The organism is Candidatus Cardinium hertigii (genome assembly GCF_050864855.1).
Classification (GTDB): Bacteria; Bacteroidota; Bacteroidia; order Cytophagales; family Amoebophilaceae; genus Cardinium; species Cardinium hertigii_C.
Map to the genome: position 1 here is coordinate 1 of NZ_JBOZWW010000020.1, position 16,759 is coordinate 16,759.

General features: G+C 31.2%; 16 protein-coding genes. 5 read left to right on the plus strand and 11 right to left on the minus strand.

Annotated features, from left to right (window positions below):
- Window positions 1–600: 600 nt before the first annotated feature.
- The 9 genes from ACRRVB_RS00725 to ACRRVB_RS00765 all read right to left on the minus strand — a co-directional run bounded on the left by ACRRVB_RS00725 (window position 601) and on the right by ACRRVB_RS00765 (window position 8,482).
- Window positions 601–1,524: an Rpn family recombination-promoting nuclease/putative transposase gene (locus ACRRVB_RS00725; RefSeq protein WP_432466106.1), complete on the minus strand. Its 924-nt coding sequence runs from the start codon at window positions 1,522–1,524 to the stop codon at window positions 601–603.
- Between the two features lie 118 nt (window positions 1,525–1,642).
- Window positions 1,643–2,365 carry a hypothetical protein gene (locus ACRRVB_RS00730; protein ID WP_432466107.1) on the minus strand — a complete coding sequence of 241 codons (723 nt, stop codon included), beginning with the start codon at window positions 2,363–2,365 and terminating at the stop codon, window positions 1,643–1,645.
- Between the two features lie 4 nt (window positions 2,366–2,369).
- The gene (gene porM / locus ACRRVB_RS00735; RefSeq protein WP_432466108.1) at window positions 2,370–3,950 is read right to left on the minus strand and encodes a type IX secretion system motor protein PorM/GldM; all 1,581 of its coding nucleotides are present in this window, start codon (window positions 3,948–3,950) and stop codon (window positions 2,370–2,372) included.
- Window positions 3,951–3,984: 34 nt separating this feature from the next.
- A complete protein-coding gene (porL, locus tag ACRRVB_RS00740) occupies window positions 3,985–4,440 on the minus strand; it encodes a type IX secretion system motor protein PorL/GldL (protein ID WP_432466109.1) in 456 nt (151 codons plus the stop codon).
- 26 nt (window positions 4,441–4,466) lie between these two features.
- Entirely contained in the window at window positions 4,467–5,492 is a 1,026-nt protein-coding gene (locus ACRRVB_RS00745) for an SUMF1/EgtB/PvdO family nonheme iron enzyme (RefSeq protein WP_432466110.1), read from the minus strand.
- 23 nt (window positions 5,493–5,515) lie between these two features.
- On the minus strand, window positions 5,516–7,381 hold the full coding sequence (locus tag ACRRVB_RS00750) for a type IV secretory system conjugative DNA transfer family protein (RefSeq protein ID WP_432466111.1): 1,866 nt from the start codon (window positions 7,379–7,381) through the stop codon (window positions 5,516–5,518).
- Between the two features lie 232 nt (window positions 7,382–7,613).
- Entirely contained in the window at window positions 7,614–7,802 is a 189-nt protein-coding gene (locus ACRRVB_RS00755) for a hypothetical protein (protein WP_432466112.1), read from the minus strand.
- Window positions 7,803–7,856: 54 nt separating this feature from the next.
- Entirely contained in the window at window positions 7,857–8,114 is a 258-nt protein-coding gene (locus ACRRVB_RS00760) for a hypothetical protein (RefSeq protein ID WP_432466113.1), read from the minus strand.
- Between the two features lie 95 nt (window positions 8,115–8,209).
- Window positions 8,210–8,482 (minus strand): hypothetical protein, encoded by a 273-nt coding sequence (locus ACRRVB_RS00765; RefSeq protein WP_432466114.1) that lies wholly within the window; start codon window positions 8,480–8,482, stop codon window positions 8,210–8,212.
- A gap of 288 nt (window positions 8,483–8,770) precedes the next feature.
- Here ACRRVB_RS00765 and mobV point away from each other — a divergent pair, with 288 nt between their 5' ends.
- The 3 genes from mobV to ACRRVB_RS00780 all read left to right on the plus strand — a co-directional run bounded on the left by mobV (window position 8,771) and on the right by ACRRVB_RS00780 (window position 14,431).
- The gene (mobV, locus tag ACRRVB_RS00770; RefSeq protein WP_432466115.1) at window positions 8,771–10,690 is read left to right on the plus strand and encodes a MobV family relaxase; all 1,920 of its coding nucleotides are present in this window, start codon (window positions 8,771–8,773) and stop codon (window positions 10,688–10,690) included.
- A 1,003-nt stretch (window positions 10,691–11,693) separates the two neighbouring features.
- The gene (locus tag ACRRVB_RS00775; RefSeq protein WP_432466116.1) at window positions 11,694–12,068 is read left to right on the plus strand and encodes a hypothetical protein; all 375 of its coding nucleotides are present in this window, start codon (window positions 11,694–11,696) and stop codon (window positions 12,066–12,068) included.
- 92 nt (window positions 12,069–12,160) lie between these two features.
- Window positions 12,161–14,431 carry a VapE domain-containing protein gene (locus tag ACRRVB_RS00780; protein WP_432466117.1) on the plus strand — a complete coding sequence of 757 codons (2,271 nt, stop codon included), beginning with the start codon at window positions 12,161–12,163 and terminating at the stop codon, window positions 14,429–14,431.
- A 266-nt stretch (window positions 14,432–14,697) separates the two neighbouring features.
- On the opposite strand, the gene ACRRVB_RS00785 is transcribed toward ACRRVB_RS00780, so the two are convergent.
- Together ACRRVB_RS00785 and ACRRVB_RS00790 are read right to left on the minus strand one after the other, a co-directional pair.
- The gene (locus tag ACRRVB_RS00785; RefSeq protein ID WP_432466118.1) at window positions 14,698–14,946 is read right to left on the minus strand and encodes a hypothetical protein; all 249 of its coding nucleotides are present in this window, start codon (window positions 14,944–14,946) and stop codon (window positions 14,698–14,700) included.
- 46 nt (window positions 14,947–14,992) lie between these two features.
- Window positions 14,993–15,643, minus strand: a complete 651-nt coding sequence (locus tag ACRRVB_RS00790) for an AAA family ATPase (protein ID WP_432466119.1) — start codon at window positions 15,641–15,643, stop codon at window positions 14,993–14,995.
- 294 nt (window positions 15,644–15,937) lie between these two features.
- On the opposite strand from ACRRVB_RS00790, the gene ACRRVB_RS00795 reads away from it, so the two are divergent.
- Together ACRRVB_RS00795 and ACRRVB_RS00800 are read left to right on the plus strand one after the other, a co-directional pair.
- Window positions 15,938–16,078: a hypothetical protein gene (locus ACRRVB_RS00795; RefSeq protein ID WP_432466120.1), complete on the plus strand. Its 141-nt coding sequence runs from the start codon at window positions 15,938–15,940 to the stop codon at window positions 16,076–16,078.
- A gap of 49 nt (window positions 16,079–16,127) precedes the next feature.
- A partial coding sequence (locus tag ACRRVB_RS00800; RefSeq protein WP_432466121.1) for an IS3 family transposase occupies window positions 16,128–16,759 on the plus strand: 632 nt, incomplete at its 3' end.

The following is a 16,759-nucleotide window of genomic DNA, read 5'->3' on the forward strand; positions in this document are numbered from 1 at the left end:
CAGCGCATCGCAAGTATGCCGTATTCAACGATTGTACACTTTAAACAATTAAAAAAATCATGCTAAGCACTTTTAATAACTTGCTGGAAAATGGGAAAAATAGTATCTGAAAAATGTTGTCTATCACGTCAATTGATATAATAACTCGGAAGAAAAAACAACCCAAAGCTAGTACAGAAAACAGACCTTAACGTACAATAATTTCCAATATCCAAGGCGACCCCTATTTAAACGTTTTGTCATATTAGTTTTAACTTTATATCTTATATATATTACATAGTAATATATATAAGATATAAAATATTACTTAAAAAAACAAATATATCTAGACCAAAAGAAATATTCTGCTAAAAATGATTTTTTGTTTTTGAAACAAACGAGATAGGATAAACGAGAAAGATGGGATTATATAAAAATAGCCTCTTTTTAAGGAGGCTATTTCTAAATCTATATTATATTAACACCTAATCAAAAAAAACATAACCCCACAATTATAAGTATAAAACTTTATAATTACAAGTTTACGAATATAATTATATGTAGTTGATTATCAAGATGATAATTTTATATTCTAGTAAATAAATAAAAAATTTATTTATCTTACTTAAGATCTTGAATATCAGAAGGATATAAACCAGTAATAAGAACAATATCTTCTATAGAATAGCCCTTTGAAAGCATGGATTTAGCAATCTCAATCTTTCCCTCTAGCTTTCCCTCTAGCTTTCCCTCTAGCTTTCCCTCTAGCTTTCCCTCTTCCCTATATTTTTGTGCTACAGTTCTCATAAGATTTTCTTTGTCTTCTTTAGGAAAATGTTCCTTTATAATCTTTTCTAGATCTATATACTTATCTTCTGGTAGTTTGCTATCCGTATACCATAAAAAATTCCTTACATAAATATAGCCTTTTTCCTTATCCAGGAAAAGACAAGATTTAAAGTTTTCTAAAAACTCTTCCCATAGATTTAAAATATCTCTTGCATAAACATACTTCATAAAATATTCAAGCATTCCTAAATGCTGCTTCTTTTTAATTGCTTCATCTGGCATCGAATATAGGTCTACCAACTGGTAATCACCTCCCATAAACTCTTTAGCAAGACTATGATCTATAAACAAATCCCATAAACTTCTTGGAGCGTTAAAGGGTCTAGTACCGTGATACATTACGATCGGAATCACCAACGGTAACTTTGATTGATGTTTTGTTTTATGCCTTTCTATCAATAAAAAAATATATTTCCATAGCTTAAACGCTGTCCAATAATTAGGACGCACTTCGGCTTCAATAAGGGTATATATAAACGCTTTTTCATTATTTTTCATCTTGATAGAGAATACCAAGTCACTAAATTTCTGCTTTAAATCTTCTTCTACGTAAGACTCTTTCTCTACTTTAAGGGTATTCAGATCCAGTATTGACTTACAGGATTCTGGTAAATAATGGCTGATAAACTCCTGGGCAGCTATTGGATCAGATAAGATCTTTTTCGCTAATCCATCGTGCTTTAAATACTCTTTCATAAAAATAGCTTGATACAAAGTGTTTGAGTAATGATTACTTAAATGTATTTAACATTACAAATATAATCTATTTACATCTATTAAGTTACATAAAAGAATATTATATAGTCTATGCCTATTAATACTCTGAAAGTAACTCTTCAAGATCTACATACTTGTCTTCTGAATCTAGTAGATTATCACTATCGTCTACTTTTAAGATGGTGCTGTCAAATAATCTAAGTGTAAAAGCATCTATCCAATTTAGGTTTTCTGCTGCATTGGACCTATTGTACCAACAGACTGATTCAAATGGTAAAGTGTTAAAATAGGCTACTACATCTTTATACTTAAACGTAGCTATGGTATGATCTAAATAAGTAGGCGGATGGTTTTTACCAGGAACTATTAACTGAATGGACTCTATATCATACACCTGTCTAGCTGTAACCTTATCAAATAGTATATGCTCTACCAATCTTAACAGCGCCATCTCACTGGGGTAAAATTCATTAGGCGTATTTTGAGAAGCACTATTTCCGGGTTCAATTTGCAAGTTTTTTAAGAATTGTTTTTTATCCATAACTGCCGTAAGGGTATCATCCTGATAGGGTATTAGTACATCTGCTTTTACTCCTTCTACCAGCACTTTAGATATCTCTTTTCCAGTCATAAAACATGAACTGTTTTGTCGATTATTTAAAGGGATATCCCTCCAAACTTTTATGGCATATAAGATATATGCTCTATCTATAGGACGAATGGAATGGGGATTATAGCTTTTAGCTAAATGGTGGCCATAGGATAAATGGGTCGAGCTGAAAAAGAAACATAAAACAAAAAAAGAATTATTTACAGACATAGGGTTAATGGAGTATGATATTAAAACAGGATCTATCTACAATCGTTTCTATTTCATCTTTAAAGTTTTTTCTTTCTAGTTTTTTTATTTGTACTACCAAGCGATCACCTGGTTTGGCTAAAGAAGCTATCCGATACAAATCTGCAATGGTTTGGTTTACCTGTAACGTCTGTATAGGTCTACTACCCCTTGCTAAGGTAATAACCCATTCTACTACCTGATACCTAGCATCTTTGGGTAAAAAAGCTTTAAAATGGTTATTGGGAATTACTTGTGTTTCTAAACTCCTAAGCCCAGATGCAGGAAGGCCTACTTGGGGATCAATAGGTTTATTATTACTGGTAAGGGTAATTTGTGGGGTTGGAATGGATTGTACATTAAAAGACTCTGTACCGATTAGGTGACCTGATTGGTATACTTTTAACTTTACCTCTTTGGAAGTAGGAATAATGGTTACAATTCCTTTTTTAGTACCTGGTATAGCTATACCACCTTCTGCCTTAAAAGTAGGATTATAGGTTATGCCTAAAGATGGAACTTGAATGTTTAGTTCGTTCCCACAATTATAATATAACGACTGAACTGCAACAGATTTTACTTGTATTACTGGTTTGGCTACTAGGTAAGAAATATTTTCTGTAAGAACAGACTCTTTACCTCCTGGTAGTTTTAACTTTATAGAGGCTTTAAAGCTCTTTTGGGAAAAGCCCTGGTCGTCGTATTTACCAGGTGAAGCAGTAAAAGAAACTTTTCCTATGCCGTCTTGTACTAAAATGGGCTCGTCATTGATACACATCTCTGGTGATACAGCAGACGAAGCTGCTGATAAAATTAAATCTGCCTCATACTTGCTACCAGCTGGAACAATATAGGATTTTGTATGGGCTAGTAATTTAAATTGATCAAATTTAACGTCACTAGCGCCTAAATGATGGCCCAGTCTATTAATGGCATCTGCTTCTGTAGCAACCACTTCAGAGGAAAACTGGCTTAGTGTTGCCAATGCTGCACACAGGGGAGTATCCTCAAAATTTAATCCTACAAAATCTTTGCTGGATTGATTTGGATTTTTACTGAAAAATGGATGGTCTTTGCCATCAAAAGCAATAGAAAGATAGGTATGATCGGTTTTCTCAGATATATGGGCTATATAGTGACTTAATTTGTTTTGTAACATAGTGCCTTCTCCCTGGTTACACATCAAACGAGATACAGTACCACTGTTTTTAAGACCTTTGGGTAAGTTAGTGGTGGGATCTATTCCGCCTGATAAGGTAATCAACTGATCTTTTAAGTTATCTATATAAGCTAATAGGTCTAAAGTTTCCTTATGAATAGAGACTACTTTCACTAGTATTTTGACATCTATGGGACGATTACCCATATCTGAAACGGTTGTTTTTAGTGACTGAATGGAATGTTCATTTTGGGTTAATTGTAGCGCTTTACTTTTATCGATACTTGCGCTCAACAGCATAAATTTATCCAATACGCTAGAGCTCACTTGAATGGCCAACATAGCCGTTAATACTAAATACATTACACCTATCATTTTTTGTCTAGGTGTTAACTTGGCTATAGGCATACTAGCTTAAATAGATGTTTTAAACATGAAACCATTAACGCTTAAAAGCCTTTAAACTATTGCTATATATCTCATTCAATACAGTGAGCTTTTCATTGAGAGAGGTAAGCTCCTTTTTAAATTTTATAGCTTCATTTCCTGCTTCTTCTATTTCTTTTAACGATTTTTTATAAAATGCATTCATAGCGCATAATGTATGGGTCATGGATTCCATGTGATTAATATAATTACTCCATTTATCTTCAAAATCAGTTGGTAAATTAGGATGGCTCTCAGAGCCACTGATTGATTTTTCTTTAGGTTCAAAGGCACTTAAAAAGAAAATTAATGCTTCGGTAGATAGACCTATACCCAACATTAGGCTACCTCCAGGTAGGTTTAATAGTTTAAACATCGCCCCTAAGATTACAACGGATGCACCAATATTATAGACAAAGAGCATTATCGTTTTATAAAACTTATCTTTAAATGAATTATTTATTTGATGCATGATATCCTAAAAGTTTAATGAAATATTTATACAGCTGACATCACACACCTAAAACCAATGTAGCATCTGGCTACCTCTTGGTTTTCAAAGTCACAAACACCTGTTTGTAGGGCATAGGCATAATCTTTCCAAGATCCGCCTTTTATAACCCTAAAAACAGTTTTGTCAGATATATCAATAGAGCGTTCGGATCTATCTTTATAAATCGCTATAGGACTATAAACATCTTGACACCATTCTGAAACATTGCCAGCCATATCATAAAGCCCATAGCCATTAGGGGGAAAAGCTTTTACCGGAGAAGTATAGGTATAACCAGAGGCTGAATAGTTCCCTTTGGTAACCTTAAAATTAGCCAGTAGATTGCCTTTGGTATCTCTTACATTAGGTCCTCCCCATGGATATTGGGAAGAAGAGCTGCCTCCTTTGGCTGCATATTCCCATTCTAAAGCAGTTGGAAGCCTAAAATCAGGGGCGGGAGGAAGGCCTTTAGAGGCTAAATATTTATTCCTATAAATAGATCTAACGCGGGCAAACTGTTGGGCTGCTTCAAAGGTGATACCTACTATAGGGCGATCTGAAAAACCTGGATCATTACAATAACTGGTCCCAAAGGAATCGTCCATAAACATAAACCCAAAGTCTCTTTGCCAGCTATTCATATCTGGCATTAGTTTGGCGTTTATATACTCTATATCTAAGCCATAGGCTTCTGGATCGGATTTAACGATATCTAGAAAAGCAAAGTATTGGGCTATTGTTACTTCTGTTTCATCCATGTAAAAGGGACCTACTGTTTTAACTTCGGTGACATGGGTACTGGGAATAACAGATTGGTTTACACCTCCACCCATTAAAAAGGTGCCTGAAGGTATTAAAACCATGCCAAAGGGGGCATGCCTTTTCCAAACAAACTTACGTTTGTTCTTGTTACCGATAATCTCTCCTTTTTCGTCCACAATAATCCGCGAACTGGAAAAAGATCTATCAGAAAATAAACATAAAACAGGTAAAACGTACTTGAAAAATTTAAATGATATACCTTTATTCATATTACTATACTTTACAATATTTGTCACACAATCAGTGTATTAACTTCTTCTTTAATTCTTCTTGTATTTTCAATAATAGATGCAGCATCAATTACTGCCACATCTGGTAATTCTTTTAGATACTTATTTTTAAACTGTTTGTCGTAATCTGAGACAGGTTTAAATTGTTCCTGGAAAAACGCACCCTCACTCTCTACTACTTTTCCTGCAAAGTAGCCAACTTTAAAATGTGAAAACTCATTAGACTCGATTACGTCTTTATCATGTATAGTCACGTTTTCTCCTCGGGTAGTATTGGGACCTTTAGCATTAGAATGATAAGTTTCTGAGGAACTAGTAGATTTTACGATATGCGCTTCTTTACCAAATAAAGAACTGGCATAACCTAATGATTCAACCCCACAACTCCCTATAAATTGATTGGTTAATATATCTCTGAGTTTTTTAGCTCCTCCATGGCCATATGTATCCTCTAATTGCGCATTAGATTGAATACAAGCAATCGTACTAATTCCATATTTCCTAGCCGTAGCAGGTACTTCTGAAATATCCGGTATATACAACGTAGGCAACTCATCTATGGCTACGAAGCTTTTGGTTCTACCATGTCCATACATAGATTTAAAACATACTGTAAGGAGCAAGGATATTACTGGACTAAATGCTGATTTAGCAGGGGGAAAGTTTCCAATACATAGTAGAGTAGGCGCATTGCCATCATTGATCGTCAGGTTTATTTCATTTTTACTTAACACCCAAAACAAATCATTATTTATAAGGGGAAGTAAACTAGTTTTAAAACTGGCTAGAATACCTATTAATTGGGCGGATGACTTCTCTCCTCCTTTATACGCATCAAATATAGAACTAGAATATATATAGGCTTCTTCATCTTGTTCTATTAAACCTAATAGCTTATCTATAGGTTTTGTAGATAACATCAATACATGGGGTAACGTACAATACTTTGGGGCTTTATTAGACAAATATATGATCATCCCCTGTAAAAGCGATTTAGTACTTACATGCCAAAAATCATCCTTTTTCCCAGGATTAAGGTTTTTTAACAATACCGTTACATATTCTTCTAAATAGGCTCTATTTGATATATAAACGGGATCTATGGGATTTATACGGCTGCTTTTATTCAGTTCGGTGAAATTAATCGTTTTGAACGAAAACTTTTTTCTCTCTTTTTCTGGCAACCTGTAATAGCAATTATAGACAAATTTAGATAAACAGCACTTTGCTTGGGAATCTATTTGAATCCCTTCAAAATTATAATCATATACAATCCCACAATAGCCTTTTTTAATCATTTCGTAAAGTATCGGCTCTAAAACATAGATGCTTTTACCACTTCCAGCGCCACCTAAGATATAGATACCTCTTTGGGGATTATTGATTGGTAGTTTACCACTTTTAGTAGGTATAGCTATACTAAAAGGTGATTTTTTGTCGTAGCATTTTGGAAGGCTTATCGCCTTTTTATCCCTTTTTACAAAAGGTTTTATATCTCCATGAGACCAAAATGGGATAGCGAAATAGACCAAAAAAAGTATAAACAAATGGGAAGGAAAATAGGTATATGACTTTAAACAATTATAGGAATATAGATATAGACATGTTCTTTCAAAATAGACAAAACAAATCGTAAATATTAACCAGAAAGAAAGTATTATAAGAGGTATCCAACTTTTATTTTTATCAAATGCATTGGCTATAAATGTTTTCAATCGATCCCAGGCTAAAAAGGAAATAGAACCTACTAAAATTAGCCTAGTATGTAACCCATATTTTGACTTAAATGCGTATTCAACGGCCCATTTAAGATAACGGTCGTTTAGATGGATACCACTTAATTTCAGCCAATAAAGTGCTTGAAACAAAAATAAGGCTAGAAAAAAATAAAATACTACCATTAGTACCTAAATGGTTTTCTTTTTACTAGTTTTCTGCTTCTATATCCGTTTCCTATAACGCTTACTATTTTTTTCTGTATAGATAATCCAGAAGCTTTAATAAAAGCGTTCATATCAACACCTGACTGAATTAGTTTTTCTAATATTTTTTTAATTTTATCTTCCATATTTTTATAATATTTATATGGTTAATATATATCTAATTAAAAATATTATTTTTATTTTTTATACTGGATTCTAATTTATCTATTATTGGGTAAGGTATATCTGTTACTTTAACTATTTCATCTTTTTTATAACCTAGAAATATCATTTTATTTGCTATTTCTATTGTTCTTTCTTTATATCCTATATACTTTCCATAACATGTATAATTACTTTTCATCATGACAGTATTTATTATTATTTTATACTATGTAATATAGTAAAATTTTTTAAAAATTCATAATATTTTAGTATTAAAAATACTTTCTAATTCTTTTAATTTTTCATTAGATATTCCTGTTATGTTAGTTATTTCTTTTTTTTCATAACCAATTACTATCATTTTACATGCTATTTCTAGTAGTTTTTTTTTAGCTTTTATATATTTTTCATGGTCTATAAGATTTATTTTTTTTATTTCTTTTTTAGGTACTTTATATTTTTTTAGACTAATATATTTATCAACTACTGATGTGATAAAATTTTCTACATTCATTTTACTTTTATTTTACATGTTTTTTTACATTTTTATTTATATAATATAGTTTAATTTTATTAAAAATCATAATTTTTTAGTATTAAAAATACAATTTATTTTTTAGCTTTTGTTTTACTTTTTAGGTCATCTATTTTAGAAGGAATCATTCCAGTAACCTTTACTATTTCATCTTTTTTATAACCAAGATCTATCATTCTATAGGCTATTTCTAGTAGTTTTTTTCTAGCTCCTACATATCTTCCGTAAGCTAAAGGGCTTATTTCTTCTATTTCTTTTATGGATAGTCCAGAAGCTTTAAGGATAATTTCTAAATCGACTCCTTCTTTAATAAGTTCATCTACCATTGATTTAATTTTATCTTCCATATTTATGTAATTTATTTTATTAAAACTGTTAAAATTTATATGGTATAAATATACTATATATCTTCAAAATATAGGCTATTTTACAAACATTCTTTCCCATTTGTTTATTTATTATAACTCCGTAAGGAGGATAAGTTCTATGGTCTTACGGAGTAAGGCGTAGCTCACTACTCCTTACTTTGTAAGGTATGCTCGATTTTAGTTGGTTATGTCTATCTTTGTTCTGTTGTATTCTTTAAGAGCAAATGGGAAAAAATTCCCCCTTATTTTATATAATTATTGTTTGTTATGTCGTTCGCTACATTTAATATAAAAGGGTACAAAAGTGGTTTAATAGGAATCGGTAGGCACATAGATAGATCCTGCAAAGAAGTGAAGAAAACAGGCCTATACGAAGATGAAGCAGAAAAAAGTTTAAACTTAGAGTTAGGACTTCATATAGATCCCTCTAGAACACATCTCAATGAAGAATTGGTTGATACCGGTGGTAAATCTTTATCTGAACTGGTTGAACAAAGAATATCAGAAGGGTATACTAAAGAGAAAGCTATTCGATCAGATGCAATTAAAGCTTTAGGTCTAGTCATGACTGGTAGCCATGAACGAATGAAAGAAATAGAATCTGATAAAGCATTATTTGAAAGTTGGAAAAAAGCCAATTGGGATTTTGCCTGCAGAGAATTTGGAGGAGCAGAAAATATTGTTCGTTTTTCTGTACATAGAGATGAACGTACCCCACATATTCACTGTGTAGTAGTTCCTATTACTGAAGATGGAAGATTAAGTGCTAAGCATTACAAAGATGGTATTATTAAACTACAGGGTTACCAAAATAGATATGCAGAAGCTATGGCTCCTTTTGGTTTAGAACGGGGAATAGAAAGTTCATTAACTGGTAGAAAACACATTCCTACAAAGGAATATTATAAAAGCATCAATAAAATTGACAGAGAAATAGAACAAGCAACCAAACACCTCAATACTTTAAATCCATTTCATCGTGATAAAGCCAAAAAGGAGCTAGAAAATGTACAAGATAAAATACATTCTTTAGAAGAAGAAAATAAATTACTCAAACGAGAGGTTTCTTACACGAAAACTACAGGTAAAACGGTAAGAGATAATTTTATTAAAAACTCCTTAGAAAGGGTTAAGAGGGAAGTTAATTTGATTCAACATGCTGCTTCTATGGGTTATGTGCTAGATAAGGTAAAAAGTTCTAAAACCTGGGCGGTTATGGAGAAAGAAGGCGATAAGGTTCTGATTAAAAATAGTCCCAATCAAAATGGCCATTGGATGTATAAATCATTAGTAGATGATCAAGACAAAGGTACCATAGTAGACTTTATGGAAAAAAGGGGTTTTACCTATCAGAGTATTTGTGGTTTGTCTAGTCATCACTTGGATGATCGTATGCTTAAAGATCAGAAATGTTTGTCTCAAGAGATACAAGATGTTTCTGCTAGTCGTTGTATCGCTCAAGAAGCTTTTGATAAGGTTAAAGTACATGAAAAAAATAATTATCTCCATTGTAGGGGTATTGGGCGTTCTACTTACGAACATTATCCAAGTGTCAAAGTAGGGGATCAAGCTGTTTTTGCCTTGTACAAGGATTTAGATCATCATGGGAAAGGTGTTATGTGTAGTACGATTAGTTACGGATTTGACTCCAAAGGAAGTATCTCTGAGGATGGTTTTGTCAATAGTGCTAAATACTTCCAAAAAGGGCTTCCTAGGGGTTTATCTGTCTTAGTTGATCATCATATACCCGTAAAGTCTATTGTGGTCACAGAAAGCCCTATAGACGCTTTAAGCCATAAACAAATCCATAAGGATGATGGTAGTACGATGTATATCTCTACTTGCGGTAGTTTATCAGAAGGCATTAAAAAGGAATTAGAGACTGTTTTATCTAACGCTAAGGCCCATGAGTTGTCCGTAACGCTGGCTTTTGATAATGATCCGGCTGGTAGGCAAATGGATAAAGTAGTTAGTGAGTTGGCTGGTGTGCAGCAAATGGTTTGTAAATCTTCTATTCCTTCTCGTTCTAAAGACTGGAGTCAAGAGTTGGTGTCCATATTGGGTAATCAAGATATGCTTAAAGTACTCCAAAAAGAGCTGGTTCGTAGTGGGCAGGAACATGAGTTGCGTAAGCAGCAAAGCAAGGAACCTACTGTTATGGGGCTAGAAATATCTATGGATTGGTAGGGGAAATCTTCTCAAACCCCTGTTTTTAGTGTTTTTTACTAAAAATAGGGGTGTAAAATACATAATTACTTCATAATCACAAACATAAGTTTAAAAAACCCTTTCAAAACCCCTCTTTTTGGCTAAAAACAGGGGTTTTGAGAGATATAGTATTTCATAATCAGTGGTATATATTTTTTAAAACCCCTGTTTTAGGTGTTTTTGGCGTTTTTTGGCTAAAAAGAGGGGTTTTGAAGAGATGTAGTATCTCATAATCAGTGGTATTTGTTTTTTAAAACCCCTGTTTTAGGTGTTTTTGGCGTTTTTTGGCTAAAAAGAGGGGTTTTGAAGAGATGTAGTATCTCATAATCAGTGGTATTTGTTTTTTAAAACCCCTGTTTTAGGTGTTTTTTGAGTTTTTTAGCTAAAAAGAGGGGTTTTAAAGAATTAATTAGTTTATAATCAGTAGTATATGGTTTTTAGGGCTGTTTTTTATCAAAATGGGGGTGTCGCATATAAAACTCTATTAATTATAAATTATAAATTGATTTTCAAATTATAATTTTTTTATAAAAATGAAATAAAATAGTAAGATATAGTAAGATATAGTAAGATTTTTATATTAAATGTTACTATTACTTAATATTCTAGTAACCAGATTTATATGTATATATAAATACTAAAATAGTAAGATAGTAAGATATATCTTATATATAGAGATATTTATGTACATACATATACTATTCGTAGCGTATACTATATATTATAGATAAAGTTAATAATCTTACTATCTTACTATTTATCTAACAAAATTTTGATTTTCAGATTAATATATTTTTAGATAACCTTACTATATCTTACTAAGAGTTACTATTTACTTAAACTTAACATAATATTATTTTTTTATAGTTGATTATAAGTTTAAAATAAAGTTTGATTCTTTTTTTGAGTTAATGACATATTGTATATTAGAAATATATTTTATATTTGTTGTTGTATAATACAACATAATTACTTAGTTGCTATGAAAAAAGGATTAAAACATTATTCTGAATTTTCAGATAATCCATTTTTGGAAGATGAGGAAGTATCAGATATATCTAAGATAATTTTAAATCTTTCGAAAGCCGCATTAGAATTGATGTATTATATATTCGATACGAAGTCTTTTACAGAAGATAGGTTTATATTTGATATTGACGAATTTAAGAGGTTTGCTAATAAGAAATCAGATACATCTGCTATTCAGTCCTTAAGGGAGCTTTGTTTTGTGGGTGTAATAGCTAAGACTAAAATATCAAGAGTTTATTGGGTAAATAAGAATGTTTTTCTAGATAATAAGGCTATGGGATATTTAAAAGACCTTTTGAATTCTAAAAAAAAGAATAAACAAAAATAACCTCCCAAAGGAGGCTATTTCTTATTTTATTTTGGTTTGAGATCCAGATTTAATGTAAGGAATAGCCTTTCAAGGGATTAAAACATAAAATTATGTTGACAAAAGAAAAAATCCTTGAAAAGGCTGGAGGAGAGGCATGCCTTATCCGCCATTTGGTTCCTACATTTAACTCAAATGTAAGGAAAAAAAACTATAAATCTATATTCTCTGAAAAAGATGATAACCCGAGCTTATCAATTTATTTAGATAAAGGTACATGGAAGTTTAAATCTTTTAACACAGGACATCAGGGAGATGCCTTTAGAATGTGGGCAGATTTCTATGGGTTAGATTGTAGAACACAGTTTAAAGAGCTTTTAGAAGTTATTAACCAAGAAATGTGTTTGGGTTTAGATAGTGATCAAGATATAAAAGTTACTCCTAGATCTGTTATTCCTAAATTATCTTTAGATAAAAAACCAGAATTTTCTTTACCTTCCCAAACTCTTTCTATTGAATATGTACCCTATTCAGAATCTTCTATTTCTAAGCTATATCTTAAATACTGGTCGCTGTATGGTATTGATCAATCTGTTTTAGATCATTTTGATGTAAAACAAGTAGGTTATTTATCTTATAAAAGTAATTCAGGTCGATTTTTTTCTTTCAAATATCTTGAGAAGAATCAGATTGTAGCCGCTTATCATATAGATGGTAGGGTTAAAGTATACATCCCAGAGATAAATACTCCGTTTTTTGATAATCCTTTCTTTAAAGGTCAGAAGAAGACGTTCTCCTATAAGAACCAAAATAAAAATGATGTATTCGGCTTATCTCAGCTTCCAGAAGGAAATTTAGATTATGTATTGTTCACAGCAGGTGAAAAAGACTGTATGAGTGCGTATGCCCATGGATTTATTAATGTAATTTCTTTGCAGTCAGAGCATCAAATGCCTAGTGAGGATTTACTGAAAAGTTTACGTAGTAGAACTACTGTTCTATTGAATTGTTATGATAATGATGATGCAGGAAAGACTGCCTCTAATAAATTAAAAGAATCTTATGGTATTATATCCATTCGACTACCAGAAGAAGTTAAAGATATAGCAGAATATTTTCAAAAATATTCTGCTGTTGACTTCCAGTTTTTATTGGATCAAGGTATCCAACAATCGAAGTCAGTATTTATACATTCTCTTGACGTTCCTAAAGTTAAAAAAACAGTTAACACTAAACGTGGTAAAGTAAAATACTATTTGGATAGTAAGTTCAATTTTAGGTTTAATATCGTTACGCAAGAAAGAGAGATGAGTACTAAAAAGAATAGTAGTATATGGGAAAAAATTAATGTAAATGAATTAAGAGATAATCTAGATAGAAATGGATTTGACTGTTCTTTAGATTTGATTAACTGTATTTTAAAATCTTTTTTTGTAGAACGATTTAATCCAATAGAGGACTACTTTTTATCTTTTGAAGGGAAAGACTTTGATAGTAGTCAAGATTATATTTGTCAACTATCTAGTTATGTTCATTTAAAAAATCATACACCTGATAATAGTCGTTATTGGTATACGCATCTTAAGAAATGGCTCATTCGAGCTGTACGTACTGTTTTTGAAGATGGAGAAATTAATAAGCATGCTTTAATTTTATGTTCCCCTAAAGAGAACATAGGGAAAAGCTATTTCTGTCGTTTTTTATGCCCTCCTTCTCTTAGAAGATATTACAACGGTAATCCGATTATCAGCAATGAAAAAGATGCTCAAAAGGCTCTTATAAGGAACTTTATTATAGATTTAGATGAGTTACATCAGCTTCGTTCTAATTCAGAGATAATTAAAACTTGGTTGTCTCAGGCGCATGTTAATGTACGTTTGCCTTATCAGGAAGATGAAATAACAGCTTCTCGTATATCCTCTTTTGTAGGTAGTACAAATAATGTTGAATTCTTGCGCTCAGAGTTGGGTAATAGTAGATGGGTAAGTTTTGAAATAGATTTTATTGATTATTTAGATGATGAAGCAAAATATATATTAGAAAAATCATGGGAACAGGCTTATCATTTATATAAATTGGATAAAACTAGCGGAGAATTAAGCGAATGTGACTTAGAAGAGTTAAAAAATCGTTCTGGAGATTTTAAGACAAATTCTACAGAATCTGAGTTGATACTCCAGTATCTTTCTCCATCAAATAAAGAAGAAGGAGAATTTATGACAGCTACTGATATACTTAGGTACTTGCAAAATATAGTTGGTACTAGTATTCGTTTAAACACTAAGTTAGTAGGAAGTGCGCTACGAGAATCTGGATTTGAAAGGGTTATGTATAATGCTCTAAATAGAGGACCTCTATATGGATATTTCGTTCAAAGAATTTGACAACTTTTTTCTATATCTACATAATTTAATCTGTTTAGATAAATCTAAAATTTAGATTATTGTAAAGAAACAATATTTATGTAAATTTTAACTTTTTAGGAAGTGTTCAATAAACTGTGAGAAACTGGGCATTGACTATCTCTCAGTTAGACGTCTTTTTTCCAGATAGATTAAATCCTGAGTTGAGATGAAACACGAAACTGACACAGTTTATTGAACACTTCCTAAATTTATTTATAAAGAAATAATATTTCCAGGTCGATCAATTACGAACTTTCTCTATCAATTTTCTCTAAAATTGCATCCAATATCCAACTATGTCTAGATTTTTTTATTTGATAGTAATCATTTGTACATTGATTATCAATTTTTTGAATTAGACTATTAGGTAATCTTAATTGTACATTTTGTATACTTCGCTCTTCTTTTTTATTAGTATTAGCGATAGCACCACCCTTGTTTATAAGATCACTTACTTTACGTTCATAAGATGGTAGTTTTTTAGAAATAGCCATTTTAATATTATTTTAATGTTACATTAATACTATAATAACATTAGATTTAATCTAAATTAATACTAACTAAAAAATTAAATAAAGCATTAAACTCTTGTATAGCTTTTATATCCTTAGGCTTTGTCTCAGTAATTGCTAATCCTTTTGAAGATGCATTTGGAAATGATTTTCTGTTTCCTATGAAAATATCTATGAACTTTAACGTTTTATTCTCTTTAAGAAAGTCAGCAGCATCACTATTGTCTTGACCACTAAAATCAGCTTTATTAAGAAAAGAAAATGATCTTAAATTTGGGTTAATGATTTTCATTTCCTCTATTAGTATAGACACTTTTTGTATTGTCCAAATATCAAATGACCTAGGGACAAATGGGACTAAGTAAATATCAGCAATGCTTATAGCGGCTCGTTGACTAGTAGTATCCCTACCACCTGTATCAATAATAATATGGTCATATTTTGGTCTTAACTTTATTGTTTGATCACGAACTGTTCTATTTGATAGTTGAATGGATGTATAGTCCAAGTTATCTTTCATTGTTTCACTTCTAAACACAGTAAAATCAGAAGAACTTTGTTGATCGTCTGCGTCAATTAAAAGAATATCTTTGAATTTTTTGGCCATTAAAACTGCTAAGTTTGTAGAAATAGTAGATTTACCAGATCCTCCTTTAATACCGCCTATTACATATATCATTTTTACACCATTATAGATTTGTTACAACGTATTTTATATGTTATAATGAATCTGATTTAGTATCACACTAATATATTTTTAATATCAATTATATATCATTATTAATGAAGATTAATCAAATATACCATATTAATATCACAATAGTATAAATATTTACGCATTAAAGTAATTTTCGGATTGAAAATAATTTATCCATTCCCGCTACACTTTTTTTTGATTTTTAAAACAAAATCTTTAACATAGAAATTATACCATATCTATAGTAGGTTGTATACTCTTTTAATCATTTTATATATGATATTATTTAATATGCCTATTGTGATAGTAGCGGCTTTCTTGTTGTTGACAGTAGTAGTAGGGATTCACTTTAGTAGAAAAAAAACTACTTTTTTAGAATATAGTGGACCGAAAAAACTGGACAAAAAAATGACTTAAATTGTTTCCTATTATAGTAGTTTTATTGTTTCAAAATGGAGTTTATCAAATGGGAAGAAAAAAGGTCAGAAAATTTAGTTCAGTAGAGAAGACTAAAATAGTCTTAGATTTGTTGAAAGAAGAATTAACGTTAGTAGAGTTATCGTCCAAATATGGAGTAACAACCAAGACACTTCAAAATTGGAAACATCAGTTTATGGAAAATGCCTCTTTGGCTTTTGATCCATCGAAAGTTGTTAGTGTATACAAAGATGAAATAGCTCATCTTAAGGATGAAAATGATGCCTTAGCCAAGACATTAGGTAAAACTACAGTTGAAAGAGATTGGGCATTGGGAAAGCTAAAGAGCTTGGACTTATTAAGTAAAAAAGGTCTTGTTGAATCCAAGCTTGCTCATTTACCTAAGGCAAGACAGTGTAAGTTATTATCCATTAACCGTTCTTTTCTATATTACAAATCTAGTATAGAGGATACTTTTAATAGAGAGATTATCAATAAAATAGGTGATATTTATAGTAATCATCCAGAATACGGATATCGCTATATATATAACCAGTTATTAGAAGATGGTCTGTCTATAGGAAAAAATCGTGTACTAGATTATATGCGTAGAATGGGCTTATCTGCTGTATATCCGCGTAAAAAAGTTTGTACTTCTTTTAAAACTTGTAAAGATAAAGT

Excerpts from the sequence above, each read along its gene's own strand:
- ACRRVB_RS00795 (WP_432466120.1), top strand. The coding sequence starts at position 15,938 with ATGATATTATTTAATATGCCTATTGTGATAGTAGCGGCTTTCTTGTTG.
- porM (WP_432466108.1), bottom strand. The coding sequence starts at position 3,950 with ATGCCTATAGCCAAGTTAACACCTAGACAAAAAATGATAGGTGTAATG.
- ACRRVB_RS00780 (WP_432466117.1), top strand. The coding sequence starts at position 12,161 with ATGTTGACAAAAGAAAAAATCCTTGAAAAGGCTGGAGGAGAGGCATGC.
- ACRRVB_RS00790 (WP_432466119.1), bottom strand. The coding sequence starts at position 15,643 with ATGATATATGTAATAGGCGGTATTAAAGGAGGATCTGGTAAATCTACT.
- ACRRVB_RS00765 (WP_432466114.1), bottom strand. The coding sequence starts at position 8,482 with ATGGAAGATAAAATTAAATCAATGGTAGATGAACTTATTAAAGAAGGA.
- porL (WP_432466109.1), bottom strand. The coding sequence starts at position 4,440 with ATGCATCAAATAAATAATTCATTTAAAGATAAGTTTTATAAAACGATA.
- ACRRVB_RS00785 (WP_432466118.1), bottom strand. The coding sequence starts at position 14,946 with ATGGCTATTTCTAAAAAACTACCATCTTATGAACGTAAAGTAAGTGAT.
- ACRRVB_RS00725 (WP_432466106.1), bottom strand. The coding sequence starts at position 1,524 with ATGAAAGAGTATTTAAAGCACGATGGATTAGCGAAAAAGATCTTATCT.
- ACRRVB_RS00745 (WP_432466110.1), bottom strand. The coding sequence starts at position 5,492 with ATGAATAAAGGTATATCATTTAAATTTTTCAAGTACGTTTTACCTGTT.
- mobV (WP_432466115.1), top strand. The coding sequence starts at position 8,771 with ATGTCGTTCGCTACATTTAATATAAAAGGGTACAAAAGTGGTTTAATA.
- ACRRVB_RS00730 (WP_432466107.1), bottom strand. The coding sequence starts at position 2,365 with ATGTCTGTAAATAATTCTTTTTTTGTTTTATGTTTCTTTTTCAGCTCG.
- ACRRVB_RS00775 (WP_432466116.1), top strand. The coding sequence starts at position 11,694 with ATGAAAAAAGGATTAAAACATTATTCTGAATTTTCAGATAATCCATTT.
- ACRRVB_RS00755 (WP_432466112.1), bottom strand. The coding sequence starts at position 7,802 with ATGATGAAAAGTAATTATACATGTTATGGAAAGTATATAGGATATAAA.
- ACRRVB_RS00760 (WP_432466113.1), bottom strand. The coding sequence starts at position 8,114 with ATGAATGTAGAAAATTTTATCACATCAGTAGTTGATAAATATATTAGT.